The sequence below is a fragment of the Mycobacterium simiae genome (assembly GCF_010727605.1).
In the GTDB taxonomy this organism is placed as follows: domain Bacteria; phylum Actinomycetota; class Actinomycetes; order Mycobacteriales; family Mycobacteriaceae; genus Mycobacterium; species Mycobacterium simiae.
Window position 1 is genome coordinate 2941855 of the sequence record NZ_AP022568.1, and the last position, 22715, is coordinate 2964569.

Consider the following 22715-nt stretch of genomic DNA (forward strand, 5'->3'; position numbering starts at 1 on the left):
AGCCTCGGTCGGCATGGGCCGCTATGACTACTACGACTTCGTCGTCATCGGTGCTGGGACGGCGGGATGCGTCCTCGCCGCACGGCTGAGCGAAGATCGCGACCTGCGGGTGCTTCTGCTCGAAGCGGGCGGCGATCCCGGGCCGGACGCGAGCGTGCCCGGGATGTGGCCTGCGCTGCTGGGTTCCCACATCGACTGGGGTTTGCGCACGGTGCCGCAGGCTGGCCTCGGCGGCGCCGTCCTGCCTTACCCGCGGGGCAAAGCGCTCGGCGGTTCGAGTGCCACGAACGCGATGGCCCACCTGCGGGCCGACCGCGCGAGTTATGACTGCTGGATTGCCGAGGGGGCGCCCGGTTGGGGGTTCGACGACCTGTTGCCGTACTTCCGGCGCAGCGAGACCGCCGACGGCCGCGACCCCCGATTCCGCGGCATGCGCGGCCCGATGATCATCGAAGGCGCCCCACAGGTCCATCCGACCGCCGAGGCGTTCTTCCAGGCATGCAAGGAGCGCGGCTATCCGGTGTCCGACGACCTCAACGGTGCGCAGTCGGAGGGCGTGTGCTGGTATGACCGCAACATCGTCGCCGGGGTACGGCAGTCGGCGGCCGATGCGTACCTCCGCCCGGCACTGGGCAGGGCCAATCTCACCGTGCAGACCGGGGCGATGGTGACCGGACTGACGGTGACGGTCGGCCGCTGCACCGGCGTGACGTACCGGCTTACGGCCAGCGAACGGCACACCGTGCGTGCCGAGCGGGAGGTCATCCTGTGCGCGGGGGCGATCGGATCACCACAGCTGTTGCAGCTGTCCGGGATTGGCCCGGCCGCGGACCTGCGGCGGCACGGCATTGGCGTCATCGCCGACCTGCCCGGCGTGGGGGCGAACCTGTCCGACCATCCGCTCGCCGCGCTGGTGTATGCCGCGGCACAACCGGTCCCGCTGGGGGCCTACAACCACGTCGACGCGCTGGCGGCGCTTCGGGTAGACCCCGGCGCAACGATGCCCGACACGCATCTGCTGTTCGTCGACATTCCGCTGCCGCCGCCCGGGACGTCTGGCCCGGACCAGGGATACTCCATCGAGTTCGGCGTGCTGCGGCCGCATAGCCGCGGCTCGGTGCGCCTGGCGTCGCCGGACCCGACGGCAGCCCCGCTGATCGACCCGGGATTTCTCAGCGACGAGCGCGACGTCGTGCTGATGCTGCGGGCAGCCCGTGTGGCCCGTGAGGTGGGTGCGGCCGACGCGCTGGCGCGGTGGCGCGCTGCCGAAGTCATCCCCGGGCCGCAGGTGTCCTCCGACGCCGAACTGGTCGCCCACCTCCGGCGTGCTGTCGGCACCTACTTCCACCCGGTGGGCACCTGCCGGATCGGCAGCGGTGCCGACGCGGTGGTCGACACCGAACTGCGCGTGCACGGAATCGATGGCCTTCGTGTCGCCGACGCCGCAGTAATGCCGTCGCCGCCCGCCGCGAACCCGAACGCCACCGTCCTAGCCATCGCCGAAAGGGCTGCCGACCTGGTTCGCCAGACGGTGTAGCCGCTAGCCGCGTGCAGCGCGGTTGACCGCCGAGACGACCGCGCGCAGCGAGGCCGTGGTGATCGACGGCGCGATGCCGACACCCCACACCGTTTTGCCGGTGACCGGGTTGGATGGGCCGCGACCCGCTTCGCCCGGCTCCGCCGCGCTCGCGATCGCGACCGGGTTGGATGGGCCGCGACCCGCTTCGCCCGGCTCCGCCGCGCTCGCGATCGCGACCGAAACCTCCACATACGCGGCGGCCTGCGCGTCGTCACCGGCGCTCAGTGCATGCTCGGAGTAGTCCAGCACCGCAACGTCGAACCCGACGCCGCCCAGCGCGTGGACGAACGCGGCCAACGGTCCGTTGCCGGAGCCGCTCACCTCGGTCTCCACCCCGTTGATCTTGACGACCGCGGTGATACTGGTCATGCCGCCGTCATCCTCGGCAGCCTCCACCCGCTGCTTGATCCGCTCCAGCGGCCACACCGGTTGCAGGTACTCCTCGGAGAACGCGTCCCACATCTCCTTCGGCGACACCTCGCCGCCTTCGCCGTCGGCGATCTTCTGGATCACCTGGGAGAACTCGATCTGCAGCCGTCGCGGCAGCACCAGCCCGTGGTCGGACTTCATGATGTAGGCCACCCCGCCCTTGCCGGACTGGGAGTTGACCCGGATCACGGCCTCGTAGGTGCGGCCGACATCGCGCGGGTCGATCGGCAGGTACGGCACCTGCCAGAGCATGTCCTCGACGTCGGTGCCCGCGGCGTCGGCGTCCACCTTCATCTGATCCAGGCCCTTGTTGATCGCGTCCTGGTGGCTACCGGAGAACGCGGTGTACACCAGATCGCCGCCGTAGGGGTGACGTTCGGGCACCGCCAGCTGGTTGCAGTACTCCACCGTCCGGCGGATCTCGTCGATGTTGGAGAAGTCGATCTGCGGGTCGACGCCGCGAGAGAACAGGTTCAGTCCCAGCGTCACCAGGCACACATTGCCGGTCCGCTCCCCGTTGCCGAACAGGCAGCCCTCGATTCGGTCAGCGCCGGCCTGGTAGCCCAATTCGGCTGCGGCAACAGCGGTTCCGCGGTCGTTGTGCGGATGCAGACTCAGAATGACCGACTCCCGGTTGGCCAGGTTGCGGCTCATCCACTCGATCGAGTCGGCGTAGACGTTGGGCGTGGCCATTTCCACCGTGGCGGGCAGGTTGAAGATGATCGGGTTCTGCGGTGTCGGCTGAATGATTTCGCCGACGGCATCGCAAACTTGCTTGGCGTACTCCAATTCCGTGCCCGTGTAGGACTCCGGCGAATACTCGAATCGCCATTGCGTAGCAGGGTATTTCGCCGCCTCCTCGACACACTTGCGCGCGCCCTCGGTCGCGATGGCCTGCACAGCTGCCCGGTCGGCGCGAAAAACCACGCGCCGCTGCAGGATTGACGTCGAGTTGTAAAAGTGCACGATCACCCGGTGCGCGCCTTCGCACGCCTGGAACGTGCGCTCGATCAGTTCAGGTCGGCACTGGGTCAACACCTGGATGGTGACGTCGTCGGGAATGGCTTTGTCGGTGATGATTTCGCGGACGAAGTCGAAGTCGGTCTGGCTGGCCGACGGGAATCCGACCTCAATTTCCTTGTAGCCCATGGCGACCAGCAGATCGAACATGCGCCGCTTGCGGGCCGGGCTCATCGGATCGATTAACGCCTGATTGCCGTCGCGCAGATCCACCGCACACCACAGCGGCGCGCTGTCGATGACGCGGTCCGGCCAGGTGCGGTCGGCCAGCTTGATGGGCTCCACTTCGTCGGCGAAGGGCCGGTACCGGTCGACCGGCATTGACGAGCCGCGCTGCGGGTTCCAAGTCGGCTGGCCCGGCCGCGGCGGGCCCGCGGGTTTGCTCAGAGTTCGGGCCGAGACGTATGCATCGGCAATCTCAGAAAAGTTGGTCACGGTAATTGCTCCGGGATGTCAGAAGGGACTTCAGACCGGCGCATCGCGAACACCCGCGACGGGAAGCCGGTCTGGATCAGACCCCGTCGCGGCGTCCGAGAAGGAGCACCCGCTGCACGACCTGAACTCTACCGCGACCGGCGGCTGGGATGAAACTGAGCCGAAACCGCGCGGACTGGGAACCAAAACCGCAGGCCGTAGCCACCGCTAACGGGTCATTAAACGAGATGCGCCGCCACGTATTCTGAGGTGAACTTAAACCACGTCGGTGGGCGGGAAGGGCAGGCAGGAAAACAGTGGCGCTCGTCGTACAGAAGTACGGCGGATCCTCGGTGGCCGACGCCGACCGAATCCGCCGTGTCGCGGAACGCATCGTAGAGACCAAAAAGCAGGGCAACGACGTCGTGGTGGTGGTCTCGGCGATGGGCGACACCACCGATGACCTGCTCGATCTCGCGCAGCAGGTGTGCCCGGTGCCGCCGGCCCGCGAGCTGGACATGCTGCTGACCGCGGGGGAACGCATCTCCAACGCGCTGGTCGCCATGGCCGTCGAATCGCTTGGCGCCCGCGCCCGGTCGTTCACCGGGTCGCAGGCCGGCGTGATCACCACGGGTACGCACGGCAACGCGAAAATCATTGACGTCACGCCGACGCGGCTGCAATCCGCCCTCGAACAGGGCGACGTCGTGCTGGTCGCCGGCTTCCAGGGCGTCAGCCAGGACAGCCGCGACGTGACCACCCTGGGCCGCGGCGGCTCGGATACCACCGCGGTGGCCCTGGCCGCCGCACTCAAAGCCGACGTCTGCGAGATCTACACCGACGTGGACGGCATTTTCAGCGCGGACCCCCGGATCGTGTCCAATGCCCGCAAGCTCGACACCGTGACCTTCGAGGAGATGCTCGAGATGGCCGCCTGCGGTGCCAAGGTGCTGATGCTGCGCTGCGTGGAGTACGCCCGCCGTTACAACCTTCCGGTACACGTCCGGTCCTCGTACTCGGACAAGCTCGGCACCGTCGTCGTCGGATCGATCAAGGACATAGACATGGAAAGCCCCCTGCTGACTGGCGTCGCGCACGACCGCAGCGAAGCCAAAGTGACCATCGTCGGTATCCCGGACATCCCGGGCTATGCGGCCAGCGTGTTCCGCGCCGTCGCCGACGCCGACGTGAACATCGACATGGTGTTGCAGAACGTCTCCAAGGTCGAGGACGGAAAGACCGACATCACGTTCACCTGCTCGCGCGATAGCGGGCCCACGGCGGTGGCCAAGCTGGACGCGCTCAAGGAGGAGATCGGCTTCACGCAGCTGCTCTACGACGACCACATCGGCAAGGTCTCGCTGATCGGGGCGGGCATGCGCAGCCATCCCGGGGTCACTGCGACGTTCTGTGAGGCGCTGGCCAAGGTCGGGGTCAACATCGAACTGATCTCGACCTCGGAGATCCGCATTTCGGTCCTGTGCCGCGACACCGAACTAGATAAGGCCGTCGTTGCGTTGCACGAGGCGTTTGGGCTAGGCGGCGATGGGGAGGCCACGGTGTATGCGGGGACGGGGCGATAGATGGTTGCCATCGGGGTAGTGGGTGCGACCGGTCAGGTGGGCCAGGTCATGCGCAACCTGCTCGACGAACGCGATTTCCCGGCCGACTCCGTGCGGTTCTTCGCCTCGGCCCGCTCGCAGGGTCGCAAGCTGCCGTTCCGGGGGCAGGAGATCGAGGTGGAGGATGCCGCCACGGCTGACCCGAGCGGCCTGGACATCGCGTTGTTCTCGGCCGGGAAGACGATGTCGTTGGTGCAGGCGCCACGGTTCGCGGCGGCCGGGGTGACCGTGATCGACAACTCCTCGGCGTGGCGCAAGGATCCCGACGTGCCGCTGGTGGTGTCGGAGGTGAACTTCGCACGGGACGCGCACCGCAGACCCAAGGGCATCATCGCCAACCCGAACTGCACCACCATGGCCGCCATGCCGGTGCTCAAACCGCTGCACGAAGAGGCACAGCTGGTGCGGCTGGTGGTCTCGAGCTACCAGGCGGTCTCCGGTAGCGGCATCGCCGGTGTCGAGGAGTTGGCCAGCCAGGCGCGCGCCGTCGTCGGCAACGCCGAACAACTTGTGCACGACGGGCGGGCGGTGGACTTCCCGGCGCCCAAGACCTACGTGGCGCCGATCGCGTTCAACGTGGTGCCGTTGGCCGGTTCGCTGGTGGACGACGACTCGGGTGAGACCGACGAGGACCAGAAGCTGCGCCACGAGAGCCGCAAGATCCTCGGTATTCCCGATCTGCTGGTCAGTGGGACCTGCGTCCGCGTTCCGGTGTTCACCGGGCACTCGTTGTCCATCAACGCCGAGTTCGCGCAGCCACTTTCGCCGGAGCGTGCCCTGGAACTGCTCGCCGCGGCCCCCGGGGTGAAGGTCGTCGACGTGCCGACTCCCCTGGATGCCGCCGGTGTCGACGAGTCCTTGGTCGGCCGCATCCGCCAGGATCCGGGGGTACCGGATGGGCGTGGGCTGGCGCTATTCGTCTCGGGGGATAACCTGCGTAAGGGCGCGGCGCTCAACACCATACAGATCGCCGAGCTGCTGGCCGCAGCGCTCTGATCCGCCGGTGAGCGGCGGTCGGTTCACGCTGCTCGTTGTGCTGTGGTTGGTTGTCGCACAACCAGTTTGGTGTGTACACGCCGACCCTCCGGCGCCTGCGCCGGGGCCCATCGTGCGCCCCCTGGCGCCGGGTGAAGTGCTGCGCCTCGGGCCCACTGCCGGGACCGGCACTCCCACAAAGGATTACGGCATAGGCGCGACGGATCTCTGCGAATTCCTGGAATTCCCCACCGAACTGCTGCAGGTCTGTGGCGACAGCTTCGCCGGCCAGGGCGTGGGGTTCGGTGGCTGGTACTCACCGATCGCGTTGCACGTCGACACCGCTTCGATCAACGACCCCGGCGGAGTGAGGTACACGGGCGTCACCGGGATCGGCAAGCCGCTGTTGGCTGATCCCACCCCCGCGGGTGATTCGCAGCTGCCGGCCGGCGTGGTACAGATCAACCGGCGCAACTACTTGATGGTGACGACCACCAAGGATCTGAAGCCGCAGAGCTCGCGGCTGGTGGCGGCCGAACCGGCGCACCCGGGGTGGCAGACCGTTGCGGGATCCACGCGTGACGGGTCGTATCAGGGCGGCTCGCAGACCCAGATCAGCGGATATTACGACCCGATCCCAACCGACGAGTCACCGACCGGCTGGGTGTACATCGTCGCCAACAGCTTCACCCGTAGTCAGCCGGTTGTGCTGTATCGTGTTGCACCGCAATACTTTACGGACCGTTCGCGATGGCAGGGTTGGGCAGCCGGGCCGGGCGGCGGTTGGAACAAGCCGCCGACGCCGTTGTGGCCGGACATGGTCGGAGAGATGTGTGTCCGGCAGATCGACGGCAAGGCCGTGTTGTCCTACTTCAACGCCAGCACGGGCAACATGGAAGTGCGCGTGGCCAACGACCCCACCTCGCTAGGTGAGGCGCCGGTGACGACGGTGGTGCAGCACGACGAATGGCCCGAACCGGCGGAAAGCCTGCCGCCCCCCGAAGACAACCGGCTCGCCCAGCCCTACGGCGGTTACATTTCGCCCGGTTCCACGCTCGACGAGATACGAATCTTCGTCAGCCAGTGGGACACTCGTGCGCGGGTGGCCGCGCCGTATCGGGTGATCCAGTTCGCGGTCAATCCGTTCAAACCTGACTGAACCGGCCACCTCACCCGGGCCGTGCAAGTAACGGGGGGTGGCGATGCAGCTGCGTCACATCAATATTCATTGGCGTTCTATGCCATCGCGCCGTACCACAATCCCGACGGCAGTCCCAACACCAGCTACACATCGCCCGACACCGTCGTCCTGGACTTGTCCCATCCGGAGACCGTGTTGTACACCCTGCAACCAGAACGGACAACGGGCGCTGTGGCAGTCTGCCCCAGTCAGTCAGAATTGCTTGTGGGGCAACGGTTTACAGAAGCAGGGCGGCTTCATGGTGGTCGGCGCCGGCGAGATTCCCGATCACCACACGCTGCCGATTCAGGCCGCCACCGCGAGCACGCCGTAAGGGTTGTTGACTGCCACGCCGACTGCACTAGTAACGCCGCAGACCTTGCCGCAAGTTTACGGGCCGACCATCACCGGCATCCAAGAGATCGACGGCAAGGAGGTGGTCTCGATGCGGGGACCTCGTTTTGCCCACTTCTCCACGCCGTAGAACGCCGTAGAACGCCGTAGAACGTTGAATGTCGGTTCGAGGCTGGCGAGCAGGCAGCGGCCAGACGGAAATCCGTGCGTCGTCGGGTCGGCGGGCGCGGGGAGTCCGGGCCCATACGCCATCAACCGGACGGATGATGCGTGTGGTGCGCCGTTCACCCATGGTGTGCTACTCAACGTCGGCCAGAAGGTGAGCGTCCCCAATGCGACCTGCGCGGTGGGTCCCGACCGGCTCGTCGCATCCCTGGGCACCAGCAGCGGTCCACATGGATTCGTGCTCAAACCCTCCGGCAGCATGGCGTTCTGAGGCCCTATCGTCAGCCGGCCGCCTCGACCAAACCGGCGGCGAGGTCCGCACCGGAGAGGAAAGCGCCGTCCGAAACCGTGGCATCGGTCAAGCCGCTCTGCAGAGCGATTCCCCAGGCGAGGAGGGGTTTTGGCTCACAGCTGCTTCATAAGTAGCGCATAGCCGGAACTATTGGTTACACCCGCATCATTTGTCTCATGAGTGAAACATCTGACACCCCCACCACGCGGTCCGCGACCGCAACTGCACCGGCCCTGGCAGAGCCGGTCGTGCACCGACCCGCCAGGGTCTTCCAAGCGGCGGCCTGGGTCGCCATCGTCGCCGGGACCGTGTTCATCATCGCGGTCATCTTCTTCACCGGCTTCCTGCTCGGTAGGTCGACCGGACACCACCATGGCTTCCATCACCACCACAAGCACCACGCGATGTTTCATCCGCACCGCTGGGGTGGTCCCGGCGGTCCGGGTGGCGGAGCCATCGGCGGGCCTGGTGCCAACCAACCAGGTGGACCTGTCTCGGTAGCACCGGGTGCCCCGGGACCCAGCCAGATTCCGTCGTCGGTCGCACCGTCGCGCACGCCGTAGTCGCCAGACAACCGATCCGACTCAACTGCTCACGGGGTAACAGGAGGACTCCGGGGACCACAAATCAACAGGACAGTAGCCCGGTGCTCAGCGCAGCGCCGGGCTACTGTGCGTCTGCGATCGCGGCGGCCGGGCTCGAGTTCGGGTGAATTCACAGCAACTTTGCCGCCGACTGTGTTGCAGCAGTCCATCCGGGGGCAGTATTCAATGCATGAGCGAAACACCAGAACGCGGGATACAGCCGGCTGTCGACACCACTGCGCCTCCAGCACCGCCGCGGGCCAAGCCGCCCAAGCTCTACGCGGCCGCAGCGTGGGTGGTCATCGTCGCAGGCATCGTCTTCATCCTGTCGGTCGTCTTCTTTTCCGGCGCTATGATCTTCGGTTATCACCATCAGCGGTGCCACCATCACGGCGTGATGTTCAGACCAGGCGGCCCCGGCGGCCCGAGCCCGTGGCAGTACGGCGGACCGGGTGCCCCCGGCCCTTATCCGGGCAGTCCGTATGGACCCGGCCCCGCTGCGGGTCCGTTCGGACCTGGCGGCCCCGGCGGCCCGATTGCGGCGCCCGGCGGGCCGGGCGGTCCGGCACCGGCAACCAGCGCTCCGATCCCGGCTCCGCCGGGACCGCGTCCGTAGTGTCGATTCAGCAGCCACGACGGCCCGGCGCCCCTACGGGGTGCTGGGTCGTCGTGGTTTGACAGTGAAAGTTCTTGACATTGATTCGTATTCAGCCCGGTTGGGTACACATGGCACTGCCCTCGGCAGTGCATCAGCCCCATCCGACAAGGAGATGACGAGGAGATCTGAGATGACGGAGCGTTTCACCACGACGGATGCGGGGATCGCTGCCCCCAGCGACGAGCAGTCGCTAACGATCGGCCCCGACGGCCCGATTCTGCTGCAGGACCACTACCTGATCGAGCAGATGGCGCAATTCAACCGGGAGCGTATCCCGGAACGTCAGCCGCACGCCAAGGGCGGCGGTGCATTCGGTCAGTTCGAAGTGACCAACGACGTCAGCCAGTACACTCGGGCCGCGGTGTTCCAGCCCGGCACCAAAACCGAGATGCTGGCCCGTTTTTCGACGGTGGCCGGTGAGCGCGGCAGCCCGGACACCTGGCGGGACCCGCGTGGTTTCGCATTGAAGTTCTACACATCCGAAGGCAACTTCGACCTGGTGGGTAACAATACCCCGGTCTTCTTCATGCGCGATCCGCTGAAGTTCCAGCACTTCATCCGTTCCCAAAAGCGGATGCAGGCAACAAATTTGCGTGACCATAACATGCAATGGGATTTTTGGAGCCTGTCGCCGGAATCCGCGCATCAGGTGACGTGGCTGATGGGCGATCGCGGAATTCCCAAGACGTGGCGCAACATGAACGGCTACAGCAGCCACACCTACAGCTGGATCAATGCCGCCGGCGAAATCTTTTGGGTGAAGTATCACTTCATCACCGATCAGGGGATCGAGTTCCTCACCCAGGAAGACGCCGACCGATTGGCCGGCGAGGACGGCGATTACCACCAGCGCGACCTGTACGACGCAATCGAGCGGGGTGACTATCCCAGCTGGACGCTCAAGATGCAGATCATGCCGTACGAGGAGGCGAAGGACTACCGTTTCAACCCGTTCGACCTGACGAAAGTGTGGCCGCACGGCGATTATCCACTGATCGACGTCGGCAAGATGACGCTGAATCGCAACGTCACGGACTACCACACCGAGATCGAGCAGGCGGCGTTCGAACCGAACAACACCGTGCCCGGCACCGGGCTGAGTCCGGACAAGATGTTGCAGGCGCGAGGTTTCTCCTACTCCGATGCGCACCGCGCTCGACTGGGTGCCAACTATCGGCAAATCCCGGTCAACGAGCCCAAGGTGGAGGTCAACAGTTATTCCAAAGACGGCGTGATGCGCATCAAGAATGTGACCGATCCGGTGTATGCGCCCAACTCTTACGGCGGCCCGCACGCGGATCCGGCACGCGCGGCTGAGGTGCGCTGGCATGCCGACGGCCAGATGATCCGCGCGGCTTACACGTTGCACGCCGAGGATGACGACTGGAGCCAGGCGGGCACCATGGTCCGCGAGGTCCTCGACGACGCGGCCCGCGACCGATTGGCGCACAACATCATTGGACACCTCTCCAAGGGTGTGCGGGAGCCGGTGCTGTCGCGGGTCTTCGAGTATTGGCGCAACGTCGATCCCGATCTCGGCAAGAAGGTGGAGGAAGGCTTTCGGGGCCAGTAGTTCACCCGGGTGACGTGGGTGCACGGGTCGGCGTCAGCCTGGCATGATCGAACCTCATGATGCGGATCTCCGCCGTGGCGGTGAGCGCCGGTCTGGCGCTGGGCTGGTCCACCCCGACCGCGTCCGCCCATCCCTCCGATCCCGGTGTCGTGTCGTATGCGGTCCTCGGCAAAGGGTCGGTCGGCAACGTCGTCGGCGGCCCGATGGGTTGGGAGTCGGTATTCATGGAGCCCTTCCAGGGGTTCTTCGTCGACGTGCCCGACTGCAACAATTGGGCCGACATCGGTCTGCCCGAGGTGTTCAACGATCCCGACCTGGCGTCGTTCAACGGGGCCGTCACGCAAACGTCGGCCACCGACCAAACTCACCTGGTCAAGCAGGCGGTCGGGGTGTTCGCCACCACCGACGCCGCAAACCGTGCCTTTCACCGCGTGGTCGACCGGACCGGCGGCTGCTCGGGGCAGACCACCGCGATGCACCTGGACAACGGGCAAACGCAGGTGTGGACGTTCGCCGGCGCACCGGCAACGGCCGCCGACGCGAATTGGACCAAGCAGGAAGCGGGCACCGATCGACGCTGTTTCAATCAAACCCGGCTGCGCGAAAACGTGGTGTTGCAGGCCAAGGTTTGTCAGTCTGGCAACGCGGGCCCCGCGGTGAATGTGCTGGCCGGTGCCATGCAAAACGCGCTGGGGCAGTAGCCGGTGAAGTCGGGTGTCCATGCCAGCCGCGCCGTCCGGACCTGTGCGGACGGGAATATGTCGGGGCGATCTGGAAGATGAACTGATGGCGGCTATCGTTCGGATATCCGCCCAACATGTTGCTCGGCGTGCCTGGTCGGGCCCGGAGGGATCGTGATATGACGCTCGCCGCTATCACCGCCGCGGCCTCGCAACTCGACGTCGCCCGCCCCGCCGAATCGGCGTTGACCAGCTCCGAGGAAGCCGCCCAATACATCGCCGACGGGTGCCTGATCGACGGCCCCGCGGGACGTGTCGGGCTGGAGATGGAAGGGCACTGCTTCGACCCGGTTGACCCACACCGCCGGCCCAGCTGGGACGAAATCACCGGAGTCATCGACGCGCTGCCGTTGCTGCCCGGCGGCAGCGCGGTCACCGTGGAGCCTGGCGGCGCGATCGAATTATCCGGTCGACCGGAGGACAGTGTGCTGACCGCTATCGAGGCGATGCGCACTGACCAGGGGGTGTTGCGTAAGACCCTGGCCGACGAGGGGCTGGGACTGGTCTTTTTGGGCACCGATCCGCTGCGGTCGCCCAAGCGCATCAACCCGGGCGCACGCTACCGCGCGATGGAGGAGTTCTTCGCCGCCGGCCAGTCCGCCGAGGCGGGCGCCGCGATGATGACGTCGACGGCCTCGATTCAGCTCAACGTGGATGCCGGGCCGCAAACCGAGTGGGCCGCCCGGGTGCGGCTGGCCCATGCCTTGGGGCCCACCATGATTGCGATCACCGCGAACTCCCCGATGCTCGGCGGTGAATTCACCGGTTGGCAGTCCAGCCGCCAGCGGGTGTGGGGGCAGATGGACTCGGCGCGCTGCGGGCCGATCCTGGGCGCAAGCGGTGACGACCCCGGCACCGAGTGGGCCCGCTACGCACTCAAGGCGCCGGTGATGATGGTGCACAATCCCCAGGCCGTCCCGCTCACCCACTACGTGTCGTTCGCGGACTGGGCCGACGGCTCAGCGCAGCTGTGCGGCCGCCGCCCCAGCCTCGCCGACCTCGACTATCACCTCACCACGCTGTTCCCGCCGGTGCGACCCAGACGGTGGCTGGAAATCCGCTACCTCGACAGCACGCCGGACCAGTACTGGCCCGCCCTCGTGTTCACTCTGACGACGCTGCTCGACGACCCGGATGCCGCCGCCGCGGCTGCCGCGGCGGTCGAGCCGGTGGCGACCGCCTGGGATAACGCGGCCCGGCTCGGTCTGGCCGACCGGCGGCTGCGGGCGGCCGCCGTGTCGTGTGTGGCAATCGCGGCCGACAAGGCTCCGGTCGACCTCACTGACGCGATGCAGCGGTTGCTCGCCGATGTCGAGCGGGGCCGATGTCCCGGCGATGGCTTCTCCGATCAGGTCATCGACAGCGGCATCGCGGCCACGGTGTCGCAGCTGGCGCAAGGGGAGTTGTGACTTCGCGACAACGAATCGCCGACGATCTCGAGCGGGCGCGGGCCCGCACATTGCGGCTGGTCGATTTCGACGACGACGAACTGCATCGTCAGTACCACCCGCTGATGAGCCCGCTGGTGTGGGATCTCGCGCACATCGGCCAGCAAGAGGAGCTGTGGCTGTTGCGCGGCGGCGACCCCGCTCGCCCCGGGATGCTGGACCCGGCGGTGGAGGGCCTCTACGACGCCTTCGTGCATCCGCGCGCCAGCCGTGTCGACTTGCCGCTGCTGTCTCCCGAACAAGCCCGATCGTATTGCCGCACAGTGCGTTCCGCGGCGTTGGATGCGCTGGACGCGCTGCCTGACAATCCGGCCGGTGACCGTGCGGCCTTCACCTACGGGATGATCGTCAGCCACGAGCACCAACACGACGAAACGATGCTGCAGGCGTTGAACCTGCGCACCGGCAGCCCGCTGCTGCGCGACCCCGTCAGCTTGCCGCCTGGGCGGGCTGGCCTGGCCGGGACGTCGGTGCTGGTGCCGGGCGGCCCGTTCGTACTCGGCGTAAACGCCTCCAGCGAACCCTTCTCGCTGGACAACGAGCGCCCCGCCCACGTCGTCGACGTGCCGTCGTTTCGAATTGGACGGGTCCCGGTCACCAACGGCGAATGGCAGCAGTTCATCGGCGACGGCGGCTACCGCGATCCCCGTTGGTGGTCGGCACGCGGGTGGGAGTACCGGTCGAACGCCGGTCTTGCCGCACCGCAATTCTGGGGTTCTGACGGCCGCACCCGGACCCGGTTCGGCTACATCGAGGACATCCCGCCCGACGAACCGGTGCAGCATGTCACCTATTTCGAGGCGGAGGCCTACGCCGCCTGGGCCGGTGCCCGGCTGCCCAGCGAAATCGAGTGGGAGAAGGCCTGCGCTTGGGATCCGGCCACCGAGACCCGGCGCCGCTACCCGTGGGGGTCCCACGAGCCGTCAAGCGAGCTCGCCAACCTGGGCGGAACCGCGCTGCGCCCGGCGCCGGTGGGTGCCTACCCGGCCGGCGCCTCGGCCTACGGCGTTGAGCAGATGCTCGGTGATGTCTGGGAATGGACCAGCTCGCCGCTGCGGCCGTGGCCCGGATTTGTGCCGATGATCTACGAGCGGTATTCGCAGCCGTTCTTCGACGGCGACTACCGGGTTTTGCGCGGTGGATCGTGGGCGGTGGAAGCGGCCATCCTGCGGCCCAGCTTCCGCAATTGGGATCATCCGATCCGTCGGCAGATCTTCTCCGGGGTGCGGTTGGCTTGGGACGTTCCCGACGCGGGAGATCGCACCTGATGTGTCGTCACCTCGGCTGGCTGGGCGCCGAAGTCAGCGTCTCGACGCTGGTGCTGGATCCGCCGTTCGGCCTTCGGGTGCAGTCCTACGCACCGCGCCGCCAGAAACACGGCCTGATGAACGCCGACGGCTGGGGCGTAGGGTTTTTCGATCGCTCCGTCGCCGGCGGTGTGCCCCGACGCTGGCGCAGCGCGGCACCGCTGTGGGGCGACGCTTCGTTCGACTCGGTAGCCCCGGCGCTGCGCAGCGGCTGCGTGGTGGCCGCGGTGCGCTCGGCGACGGTGGGCATGCCGATCGAAGTCAGTGCCACCGCACCGTTCACCGACGGGCAATGGTTGTTGTCGCACAACGGCGTCGTCGATCGTGGTGTGCTGCCGTTGACGGCAACGGCCGAATCCGTTTGTGATAGCGCGATGTTGGCGGCTACCATCTTCGCGTTGGGCCTGGACGCGCTGGGTGCGACGATCGCGCAGATCGGCGCGCTCGACCCCCACGCCCGGCTGAATATCCTGGCGGCCAACGGTTCTCGCATGCTGGCCACCGCGTGGGGTGACACCCTGTCCATCCTGCGCCGCGACGACGGCGTGGTGTTGGCCAGCGAGCCCTACGACGACGACTCGGATTGGGAAGACATACCCGATCACCATCTCGTCGAAGTCACCGCGCAGGGTGTGACGATGACCCCGCTGGACGAGCCGAAGGGATCTCGATGACGCTGTCGCTGTCCAACCACCTGGCCGCCGACTCGGCGTATCACGCATTGCGCCGAGATGTCTTCGATGGCCTGCAGCGTGCGCCGAAGTCGTTGCCGCCCAAATGGTTTTACGATTCTGTGGGCAGCGAACTGTTCGACCAGATCACCCGGCTGCCGGAGTACTATCCCACCCGGGCGGAGGCGGAGATCCTGGGCGCCCGGTCCGCCGAGATCGCGTCGACAAGCCAGGCCGACACGCTGGTCGAGTTGGGTAGCGGAACGTCGGAGAAGACTCGGCTATTGCTGGACGCACTGCACCGGCGCACAGCCTTGCGTCGGTTCGTCCCGTTCGACGTCGATGCCGGCATCCTGGCGACCGCCGCCGCTGCCATCCAACAGGAATACCCAGGCGTCGAGATCAAGGCCGTGTGCGGCGATTTCGAGGAGCACCTCGGTGAGATCCCGGCCGGGGGCCGGCGCCTGTTCGTGTTCCTCGGGTCGACGATCGGCAACCTCACTCCGGGGCCGCGCGCCGAATTTCTCACCACCCTGGCCGGGGTTATGCAGCCCGGCGACACCCTGCTGCTGGGCACCGACCTGGTCAAGGACACCGGCCGGTTGCTGCGCGCCTACGACGACGCCGCGGGAGTGACGGCACGCTTCAACCGCAATGTGCTCGCCGTGGTCAACCGGGAACTGGATGCGGATTTCGACGTCGCCGCCTTCGAGCACGTGGCGCGGTGGAACGTTGCGGAGGAACGCATTGAGATGTGGCTGCGGACCGACCGACCGCAGCGAGTCCGGATCGGGGCCCTGGACCTGACCGTCGAGTTCGCGGCCGGTGAGGAGATGCTGACCGAGGTGTCCAGCAAGTTCCGTTCCGAGGGGGTAAGCGCGGAGCTGGCCGGCGCGGGCCTGCGCCGCCTTCAGTGGTGGACCGACACCGCGGGCGATTTCGGTTTGTCGTTAGCGGTCAAGTGAACGAGGCTGCGTCGCTGGCCGACCGGTGGCGGGCGGCCCGACCACCGGCGGCCGGCCTCCATCTCGATAGTGCCGCCAGCTCGCGGCAAAGCTTCGCGGCCATCGACGCCGCTGCACAGCACGCCCGGCACGAGGCCGAGGTCGGCGCATATGTGGCGGCACAGGCGGCGGCCACCACGTTGGATGCCGGGCGCGCCGCCCTCGCCGCGCTGACCGGAATGGCCGACGCCGACGTCATCTACACCACCGGCTCGCTGAATGCCTTGGATCTGCTGCTCGGTAGTTGGCCCACCGAGCGCCGGACCCTGGCTTGCCTGCCCGGCGAATACGGTCCCAACCTCGCGGTGATGGCGGCCTACGGCTTCGATCGACGGTTGCTGCCGACGCTCGAGGATGGCCGGCTCGCGCTCGACGACGCGGCGTTCGCCCTCGAGACCGACCCGCCCGATTTCGTCCACCTGACTCCGGTGGCCAGCCACAGCGGTGTGGTGCAACCTATTTCGATGGTGGTGCAGCTGTGCCGCGACCTGGGGTTGCCGCTGGTTGTCGACGCTGCCCAGGCGTTGGGCCAGGTGGACTGCGCGGTCGGGGCCGACGTGATGTACTCCTCGTCCCGCAAGTGGATGGCCGGTCCGCGCGGCGTGGGTTTCCTGGCCATCCGGGCGGACCTGACGCGGCGGCTGCGCCCCCGGCTGCCGGCGCCGACATGGTCCGAACCGGTGTCGGTGGCCCAGCAACTCGAATTCGGTGAAGCCAATATCGCCGCGCGCGTCGGGTTTTCGGTGGCGCTCGGTGAGTATCTGGGGTTTGGGCCCGCGGCGGTGCGGGCGAGGCTGGCCGAGGTCGGCCGCATCAGCCGCAGCACGCTGGCCGACGTGCCGGGATGGGCCGTGCTCGAAGAAGTCGAAGAACCAAGCGCAATAACCACTTTGGCGCCTACCGACGGCGCCGACCCGCAGCTGGTGCAGGATTGGCTGCTCACCGAACGACGGATCTTGAGTACCTTCGCGGGCATTCAGCGCGCGCCGCTGGCGATGACGGCACCGGTGCTGCGGATCTCCCCGCATGCCGACACCACCGCGGCGGACCTGGAGACCTTCGCCGAGGCGCTGATCGCCGCGACCGCCGCGACCGCCGCCTAGCGGGGTTCGACGCCAACGCCCAGCCTTGGCGCCGAAGGACGCACAGCAGCCGGGCATCGTGACGGTGTCATCGATTCAGACCTCCCGGTGCTCAGCAGGGCCAGGTGTGGACCGGCTCGTTGGCGTGCATGTGGTCGCAGTACCGGCGCAGCATCTCGGCGAGGGCGGCGGGTCGGGTCATGCCATCTTCTTCCAGCGCCTGCACCGTTGCGACCTGCCAGGTGGCGCCGTTGCGACCCGCCTTGGCCCGGCCCTCGATTACCCCGAGGAACCGCTCGCGCACCTCGGCGTCGACACCCCAGCGCCGGAGTCCTTCGTGGGCGATCGGCAGCAACGTGTCGAGCACCAAGTCGGCGGCCGCCACCTCGCCCCGGTCCGGCCAGTGCAGCCGGGCCTCGATTCCGTGGCGTGCCGCGGCGAGGAAATTGGCATGTGCCGCAGCAAAACTTATTTTTGTCCAGATCGGCTTCTGGTCTTCGGAGAGGGCGCGCAGGGTGCCGTAGTAGAACGCGGAGTTGGCCAGCATGTCGACGACGGTGGGACCGGCAGGCAACACCCGATTCTCCAGCCGCAGGTGCGGGCGACCGACTCCGTCCACCTCCAAGACGTCGTACACCGGCCGGTTCCACCGGTACACGGTGCCGTTGTGCAGGCGCAGTTCGGGCAGCGCGGGTACCCGCCCGGCGGCCAGCTCGGCGACCGGATCCTCGTCGGACAGCTCGGGCAGCAGCGAGGGGAAGTAGCGGATGTTCTCCTTGAACAGATCCAGGATCGAGGTGATCCAGCGTTCGCCGAACCACACCCGGGGCCGCACGCCCTGGACCTTGAGTTCCTCCGGCCGAGTGTCGGTGGACTGGGCGAACACCTCAATGCGGGTTTCCGACCAGAGCCGATGGCCGAAGAAGTACGGCGAGTTGGCACCCAGCGCCAGCTGCGGGCCGGCCATCACTTGTGCCGCGTTCCAGTTTGCGGCGAAATCCTCCGGTGCCACTTGAAGGTGCAATTGCATACTGGTGCAAGCGGATTCGGGGGCGATGGTGGCGGCCTCCCAGCTCAGCGGCTCCGGGCCGGAGATGCGGATCGGGATGTCCTCGCCGCGCGCACTGAAGATGGAATCGTTGAGCGCGGCGTACCTGGTCGACTCGCTCATCCAGCCGTCGCGGGATAGATGTTCGGGCATCAGGGTGGGCAGAATGCCAATCATCACGATGCGGGTGCCGTCCGATCCGGCCCGGATTTGTGCTTCGTTGAGGCTGGTACGCACCTCTGTCTCCAGGTCGAGGACGGTATGTCCGGGCAGCGGCCGGGGCGGCACATTGAATTCGATGTTGTAGGCACCCAATTCCCGCTGATAGGCCGGATCGGCGATCGCGTCCAGCACATGCCGATTCGACATGGCGGGTTGATAGTTGCCGTCGACGAGGTTGCATTCGATTTCCATTCCGGAAAGTGGCCGGTCGGAGTCGAAACGCGACTTGGTCAGCATTGTCTCGAAGACGTCCAGACAAAGCTGCACCTTGCGCCGGTACGCCCGCCGTTGTGCGCGGTCATACGTGGTGCGCTTGACCTCTTCGCCCACATCGCCGATGCAACAGGGTTGCCGGCGGTAACGCAAGAGCGGCGCGCCCGGCGCAGCGATCGGGGCCATGTCCGGCCGCATCGACCGGGCGGCCGGATGGGGCCGATTAGCTGCGGATCTGGTGGGTCGGTAGCCCATCATGGACGATGGCAGGACGTGTCCCAGTTCACGACAAAGGAGAGCAGGTGGCTGAGTTCGTCGCAGCTATCGACCAAGGCACCACCAGCACCCGCTGCATGATCTTCGACCACGGCGGCGCCGAGGTGGCCCGTCACCAGCTCGAGCACGAGCAGGTGCTGCCCCAGGCGGGCTGGGTGGAGCACAATCCGATCGAGATCTGGGAACGCACCGCGTCGGTGTTGATGTCGGTATTGAATACGTCGAAACTCTCGGCGAAAGATATTGCTGCGCTGGGCATTACCAATCAACGCGAGACGACGTTGGTCTGGGACAAGCGCACCGGGCGGCCGTACTACAACGCCATCGTCTGGCAAGACACCCGAACCGACCGGATCGCGTCGGCGCTGCAGCGCGACGGCAGGGGCGACGTGATCCGGCAGAAGGCGGGCCTGCCCCCGGCCACCTATTTCTCGGGCGGCAAGTTGCAATGGATCCTGCAGAACGTCGACGGGGTGCGCGCGGCGGCCGAAAACGGTGACGCGTTGTTCGGCACCGCGGACAGCTGGGTGCTGTGGAATCTGACCGGCGGGCCGCGGGGCGGGGTGCACATCACCGACGTCACCAACGCGAGCCGCACCATGCTGATGGATCTCGAGACGCTGGAGTGGGACGACGAGCTGTTGTCGTTCTTCTCCATTCCGCGAGAGATGTTGCCCGCGATCGCGGCCTCGTCGCCGAAGCAGCCCTACGGCGTGACGTTCGGCGACGGGCCGATCGGCGCCGAGGTGCCGATCGCCGGCATGCTCGGTGACCAGCACGCCGCGATGGTCGGTCAGGTGTGCTTGTCGGCAGGGGAGGCGAAAAACACCTACGGCACCGGTAATTTCCTGTTGCTCAATACCGGCGAGACAATCGTGCGATCCGACAACGGATTGCTGACCACGGTTTGCTATCAGTTCGGCGATGCCAAACCCGTCTACGCGCTGGAAGGGTCGATCGCGGTGACCGGCTCGGCGGTGCAGTGGCTGCGCGACCAGCTGGGCATCATCAGCGGCGCCGCGCAGAGCGAATCGCTGGCGCGCGAGGTTCCCGACAACGGCGGGGTGTATTTCGTCCCGGCGTTTTCCGGGCTATTCGCACCGTATTGGCGGTCGGATGCGCGCGGCGCGATCGTCGGGCTGTCGCGCTACAACACCAACGCCCATCTGGCTCGCGCCACGCTGGAGGCGATCTGTTACCAGAGCCGCGACGTGGTCGACGCCATGGAGGCCGATTCCGGTGTGCGCCTTGACGTTTTGAAGGTTGACGGCGGTATCACGCAAAACGAGCTGTGCATGCAGATTCAGGCCGATGTGCTCGGTGTGGACGTGGTGCGGCCGGTGGTCGCGGAGACCACCGCGCTGGGCGCCGCTTATGCGGCGGGCCTAGCGGTGGGGTTCTGGGCCGATCCGTCGGATCTGCGGGCCAATTGGCAGGAGGACAAACGGTGGACGCCGGCGTGGAATGACGACCAGCGCGCGCAGGGATATGCGGGTTGGCGAAAGGCGGTGCAGCGCACCCTGGATTGGGTCGATGTGTCCTAGCCGAGTGTCCGCCGGCGCTGTGCCGGCGGACACTCGGGTGCCGCGGGGTCAGTCTTCGCCGAGGATGCCGTAGATCTCGCGCCGCGCAGTGTTCAGGATCTCGATGATGCGCTGCTGCTGCTCGGCGGTGGCGGTGTGCGCGGATTGCGCGACCGCGCCGCACAACTGGCCGACGGCCGAGCGCAGATTCATCTGACCCGGGTCGGCGCCTTCGGCGATCTCGTCCCACGGTGGGGTCGCGATCTTCTCGGCCGCCGCGCGTCCTTGCTCGGTCAGTTCGAAAAGCTTTTTACTGCCGTGGGTTTGGTTCGCGGTGACCAGTCCTTCGTCGTCCAGCAGTTGCAGCGTTGGGTATACCGAGCCAGGACTGGGCTTCCAGATTCCGTTGCTGCGTTCGGCGATCTGCTGAATCATTTCGTAGCCGTGCATGGGTCGTTCGGCCAGCAGGGTCAGGATGGCCGCGCGGACGTCGCCGCGTCGGCTGCGGCCGCCCCCTCGGCGAAATCCGCCACGTCGCCCACCGGGGCCGAACCCGAAGCCCGCACCGAAGCCAGGGCCGAACCCCGCACCGAAGCCGGGCCCGAACCCCGCACCGAAGCCGGGCCCGAACCCGGGACCGAAGCCGCCGTCGCCGGCGTGCTCGCGCATGTTGTCGAGGAATTCTCGGCGGGCCTGCCGTCGGGCCATGTGCAATGCGCGTCGGCCGCCGCGGCCGGGGGGCGCACCGAGTCCTGTCGCGGGTCCAAGGCCGGCCGTATCGCCGTGGCCGAAACCGAATTCTTGGTGACCGGCGAATGGCTGGTCACCGGGAGTGAATGGAGTGATCATGGTTTGGTCCTCATGTTTTCGGAGGAGCGCACTGTTCGTGCGCCGCCAGTAGTTACGGAATATCACGATATATCGTAATCGATCGCGATGCAACGCTCGTGGTGGGAAAAGCCTCGTTTGTGCCCGACCCGGGCCGGGTACGGACTTCCGGATGAACGCAAAGAACTCCGACGTGAGGTTTGACCGCACCGGAGGGACGACGCCGGATCCGCGGCGCGAGGGCGGTCCGGACCGGCCCGTGTGGACGTGGGTGAATTGGGGGTTGGCGTTCTCCACGGTGCCCGCCGCCGCGATCGTCATGCTCTTCGCGCTCGGGGCGGTGATGAGCACCGACGGGTGCACCCAACGCACTTGTCCGAACCTGGGCCGCGGCGGGATCGATTTCGGGGTTGCGTTTTACGGGGCGCCGCTGGTGGCCTTCGTGGTCATCCTGGTGTCGTTTTTCACGGCCAGGCACCGCGGCGGGATTGCGGTGCCGCTGTTCGGCTGGGTGCTGTTGGTCGCCGACGTCGCGCTGATGGCGGCCGCGGTCGCGCGCTAGCGCGGCGCACGCTCAGGACGGCGGTGCGAAGCCGCCGGGCTGCTGCTGTGCCTGCGGCGCCGGCATCGGCTGGGGTTGCGCGGCGGGCACGGCGAACGGCGGCACGGCTGCCCAGGGGCCGGGCGGCGGGCCGGCTGGACCGGGTGGCATTGCCGGGCGTAGCCGCGCCAGCTCGCGGCGGTGCCGTTCGGCCAGGACGGCGGCCAGAACCAGCTCCGGCGGGGCGCCAGGCGGTGGCGGCGGGGCGATTCGGGACACCACGTCACCGGCGATGCGGTACGACATTTGCAGCCGCAGCTGGGGTTCGAGTTGTGGTGCGCGGGAAAGGAATTGGCGTGCCACCTCGGCTTGACCCGCGTCGAGGTTGGACAGCTGCAGCGACGCGGCCCACCACGCCAGGGATGGCGGCATCTGCGGCGGAGGTGTGAGCCGCGGTCCGCGCTCGCTGACGACGACGGTGCCGGCGAAGATGTCACCGATTCGTTTGGCCTTGGCCGAAAGGATGCTCGAGATCACCGCGGGGCTGCCGGCGAGCATCCAGATCTCCACCAGGGCTGCCAATGCGCGAAAGAGGGCCTGCCGGAAGCGTTCCGGGCCGCCGTCGTCGGACACCACGCGTAGCCCCATGATGATCTTGCCTACCGACCGTCCACGGGTGGCCGTCTCGAAGACCATCGGGTACCCGACGAGGACCACCACGGTGAAGATAATCAGGATGGCGGCGCTAAGCGCGCCGTCGAACTGCGTCAAGGTGGCCGCCCACAGCATGAGTCCGACCACATAGAGAAGGAAGATCACGAAGATGTCGATCAGCGCGCTCAACGCGCGCACCGGCAACTGGGCGATCTGCACGTCGAGCACCACCGCGTCCCCGGTCACCACCTCCGACATAACTCCGAACGGTACAGGTTTCACGGGTCTGGCCGGCTGGACTCGGCTATCCCGT

Annotated in this window: 19 protein-coding genes; 15 read left to right on the top strand and 4 right to left on the bottom strand. The window is 67.0% G+C overall.

The window, feature by feature from the left end; genetic code table 11:
- The first annotated feature begins 13 nt into the window (after positions 1–13).
- On the top strand, positions 14–1537 hold the full coding sequence (locus G6N33_RS13600; RefSeq protein ID WP_101528692.1) for a GMC family oxidoreductase: 1524 nt from the start codon (positions 14–16) through the stop codon (positions 1535–1537).
- Between the two features lie 3 nt (positions 1538–1540).
- On the opposite strand, the gene leuA is transcribed toward G6N33_RS13600, so the two are convergent.
- Complete coding sequence (leuA, locus tag G6N33_RS13605) at positions 1541–3463, bottom strand: 2-isopropylmalate synthase (protein WP_232069434.1); 1923 nt, start codon at positions 3461–3463, stop codon at positions 1541–1543.
- A 296-nt stretch (positions 3464–3759) separates the two neighbouring features.
- Here leuA and G6N33_RS13610 point away from each other — a divergent pair, with 296 nt between their 5' ends.
- From G6N33_RS13610 to egtE, 12 genes are all read left to right on the top strand, one after another.
- Entirely contained in the window at positions 3760–5025 is a 1266-nt protein-coding gene (locus G6N33_RS13610; protein WP_044508893.1) for an aspartate kinase, read from the top strand.
- Positions 5026–6060, top strand: a complete 1035-nt coding sequence (locus G6N33_RS13615; RefSeq protein WP_044508892.1) for an aspartate-semialdehyde dehydrogenase — start codon at positions 5026–5028, stop codon at positions 6058–6060. It abuts the gene before it with no gap.
- A gap of 40 nt (positions 6061–6100) precedes the next feature.
- Positions 6101–7198, top strand: coding sequence for a DUF4185 domain-containing protein (locus G6N33_RS13620; protein ID WP_408632795.1), 1098 nt, complete (start codon positions 6101–6103; stop codon positions 7196–7198).
- 1008 nt (positions 7199–8206) lie between these two features.
- A complete protein-coding gene (locus G6N33_RS13625) occupies positions 8207–8593 on the top strand; it encodes a hypothetical protein (RefSeq protein WP_081662109.1) in 387 nt (128 codons plus the stop codon).
- A gap of 211 nt (positions 8594–8804) precedes the next feature.
- Positions 8805–9230, top strand: coding sequence for a hypothetical protein (locus G6N33_RS13630; protein ID WP_044508890.1), 426 nt, complete (start codon positions 8805–8807; stop codon positions 9228–9230).
- A gap of 172 nt (positions 9231–9402) precedes the next feature.
- Positions 9403–10845, top strand: a complete 1443-nt coding sequence (locus G6N33_RS13635) for a catalase (RefSeq protein WP_044508889.1) — start codon at positions 9403–9405, stop codon at positions 10843–10845.
- A gap of 59 nt (positions 10846–10904) precedes the next feature.
- Positions 10905–11546 carry a sensor domain-containing protein gene (locus tag G6N33_RS13640; RefSeq protein ID WP_044512516.1) on the top strand — a complete coding sequence of 214 codons (642 nt, stop codon included), beginning with the start codon at positions 10905–10907 and terminating at the stop codon, positions 11544–11546.
- A 158-nt stretch (positions 11547–11704) separates the two neighbouring features.
- A complete protein-coding gene (gene egtA, locus G6N33_RS13645) occupies positions 11705–12994 on the top strand; it encodes an ergothioneine biosynthesis glutamate--cysteine ligase EgtA (RefSeq protein ID WP_101528694.1) in 1290 nt (429 codons plus the stop codon).
- Positions 12991–14301 (top strand): ergothioneine biosynthesis protein EgtB, encoded by a 1311-nt coding sequence (gene egtB / locus G6N33_RS13650; RefSeq protein ID WP_044508887.1) that lies wholly within the window; start codon positions 12991–12993, stop codon positions 14299–14301. The genes egtA and egtB overlap by 4 nt, the downstream gene beginning before the upstream one ends.
- Positions 14301–15014: an ergothioneine biosynthesis protein EgtC gene (gene egtC / locus G6N33_RS13655; RefSeq protein WP_044508886.1), complete on the top strand. Its 714-nt coding sequence runs from the start codon at positions 14301–14303 to the stop codon at positions 15012–15014. Before egtB ends, egtC begins: the two co-directional genes overlap by 1 nt.
- The gene (gene egtD, locus G6N33_RS13660) at positions 15011–15976 is read left to right on the top strand and encodes an L-histidine N(alpha)-methyltransferase (protein WP_044508885.1); all 966 of its coding nucleotides are present in this window, start codon (positions 15011–15013) and stop codon (positions 15974–15976) included. Before egtC ends, egtD begins: the two co-directional genes overlap by 4 nt.
- Positions 15973–17118 carry an ergothioneine biosynthesis PLP-dependent enzyme EgtE gene (gene egtE / locus G6N33_RS13665; RefSeq protein WP_044508884.1) on the top strand — a complete coding sequence of 382 codons (1146 nt, stop codon included), beginning with the start codon at positions 15973–15975 and terminating at the stop codon, positions 17116–17118. Before egtD ends, egtE begins: the two co-directional genes overlap by 4 nt.
- 91 nt (positions 17119–17209) lie before the next feature.
- Here egtE and G6N33_RS13670 read toward each other — a convergent pair whose 3' ends face one another.
- Positions 17210–18697: a hypothetical protein gene (locus tag G6N33_RS13670; protein WP_044512514.1), complete on the bottom strand. Its 1488-nt coding sequence runs from the start codon at positions 18695–18697 to the stop codon at positions 17210–17212.
- 146 nt (positions 18698–18843) lie between these two features.
- Between G6N33_RS13670 and glpK the strand changes: the two genes are divergently transcribed.
- Positions 18844–20400 (top strand): glycerol kinase GlpK, encoded by a 1557-nt coding sequence (gene glpK / locus G6N33_RS13675; RefSeq protein ID WP_044508883.1) that lies wholly within the window; start codon positions 18844–18846, stop codon positions 20398–20400.
- A gap of 48 nt (positions 20401–20448) precedes the next feature.
- On the opposite strand, the gene G6N33_RS13680 is transcribed toward glpK, so the two are convergent.
- A complete protein-coding gene (locus G6N33_RS13680) occupies positions 20449–21228 on the bottom strand; it encodes a PadR family transcriptional regulator (RefSeq protein ID WP_044512513.1) in 780 nt (259 codons plus the stop codon).
- A 151-nt stretch (positions 21229–21379) separates the two neighbouring features.
- On the opposite strand from G6N33_RS13680, the gene G6N33_RS13685 reads away from it, so the two are divergent.
- Positions 21380–21769, top strand: a complete 390-nt coding sequence (locus G6N33_RS13685; protein WP_081662108.1) for a hypothetical protein — start codon at positions 21380–21382, stop codon at positions 21767–21769.
- A gap of 12 nt (positions 21770–21781) precedes the next feature.
- Here G6N33_RS13685 and G6N33_RS13690 read toward each other — a convergent pair whose 3' ends face one another.
- Positions 21782–22660 (bottom strand): RDD family protein, encoded by an 879-nt coding sequence (locus tag G6N33_RS13690; protein ID WP_101528695.1) that lies wholly within the window; start codon positions 22658–22660, stop codon positions 21782–21784.
- Positions 22661–22715: the final 55 nt, after the last annotated feature.

What these genes read in the sequence shown, in the direction of transcription:
- G6N33_RS13600 (WP_101528692.1), top strand. Translation starts at nt 14, where the DNA reads ATGGGCCGCTATGACTACTACGACTTCGTCGTCATCGGTGCTGGGACG.
- G6N33_RS13615 (WP_044508892.1), top strand. Translation starts at nt 5,026, where the DNA reads ATGGTTGCCATCGGGGTAGTGGGTGCGACCGGTCAGGTGGGCCAGGTC.
- G6N33_RS13625 (WP_081662109.1), top strand. Translation starts at nt 8,207, where the DNA reads ATGAGTGAAACATCTGACACCCCCACCACGCGGTCCGCGACCGCAACT.
- G6N33_RS13630 (WP_044508890.1), top strand. Translation starts at nt 8,805, where the DNA reads ATGAGCGAAACACCAGAACGCGGGATACAGCCGGCTGTCGACACCACT.
- G6N33_RS13635 (WP_044508889.1), top strand. Translation starts at nt 9,403, where the DNA reads ATGACGGAGCGTTTCACCACGACGGATGCGGGGATCGCTGCCCCCAGC.
- G6N33_RS13640 (WP_044512516.1), top strand. Translation starts at nt 10,905, where the DNA reads ATGCGGATCTCCGCCGTGGCGGTGAGCGCCGGTCTGGCGCTGGGCTGG.
- egtA (WP_101528694.1), top strand. Translation starts at nt 11,705, where the DNA reads ATGACGCTCGCCGCTATCACCGCCGCGGCCTCGCAACTCGACGTCGCC.
- egtC (WP_044508886.1), top strand. Translation starts at nt 14,301, where the DNA reads ATGTGTCGTCACCTCGGCTGGCTGGGCGCCGAAGTCAGCGTCTCGACG.
- egtD (WP_044508885.1), top strand. Translation starts at nt 15,011, where the DNA reads ATGACGCTGTCGCTGTCCAACCACCTGGCCGCCGACTCGGCGTATCAC.
- glpK (WP_044508883.1), top strand. Translation starts at nt 18,844, where the DNA reads ATGGCAGGACGTGTCCCAGTTCACGACAAAGGAGAGCAGGTGGCTGAG.
- G6N33_RS13680 (WP_044512513.1), bottom strand. Translation starts at nt 21,228, where the DNA reads ATGATCACTCCATTCACTCCCGGTGACCAGCCATTCGCCGGTCACCAA.
- G6N33_RS13685 (WP_081662108.1), top strand. Translation starts at nt 21,380, where the DNA reads ATGAACGCAAAGAACTCCGACGTGAGGTTTGACCGCACCGGAGGGACG.
- G6N33_RS13690 (WP_101528695.1), bottom strand. Translation starts at nt 22,660, where the DNA reads ATGTCGGAGGTGGTGACCGGGGACGCGGTGGTGCTCGACGTGCAGATC.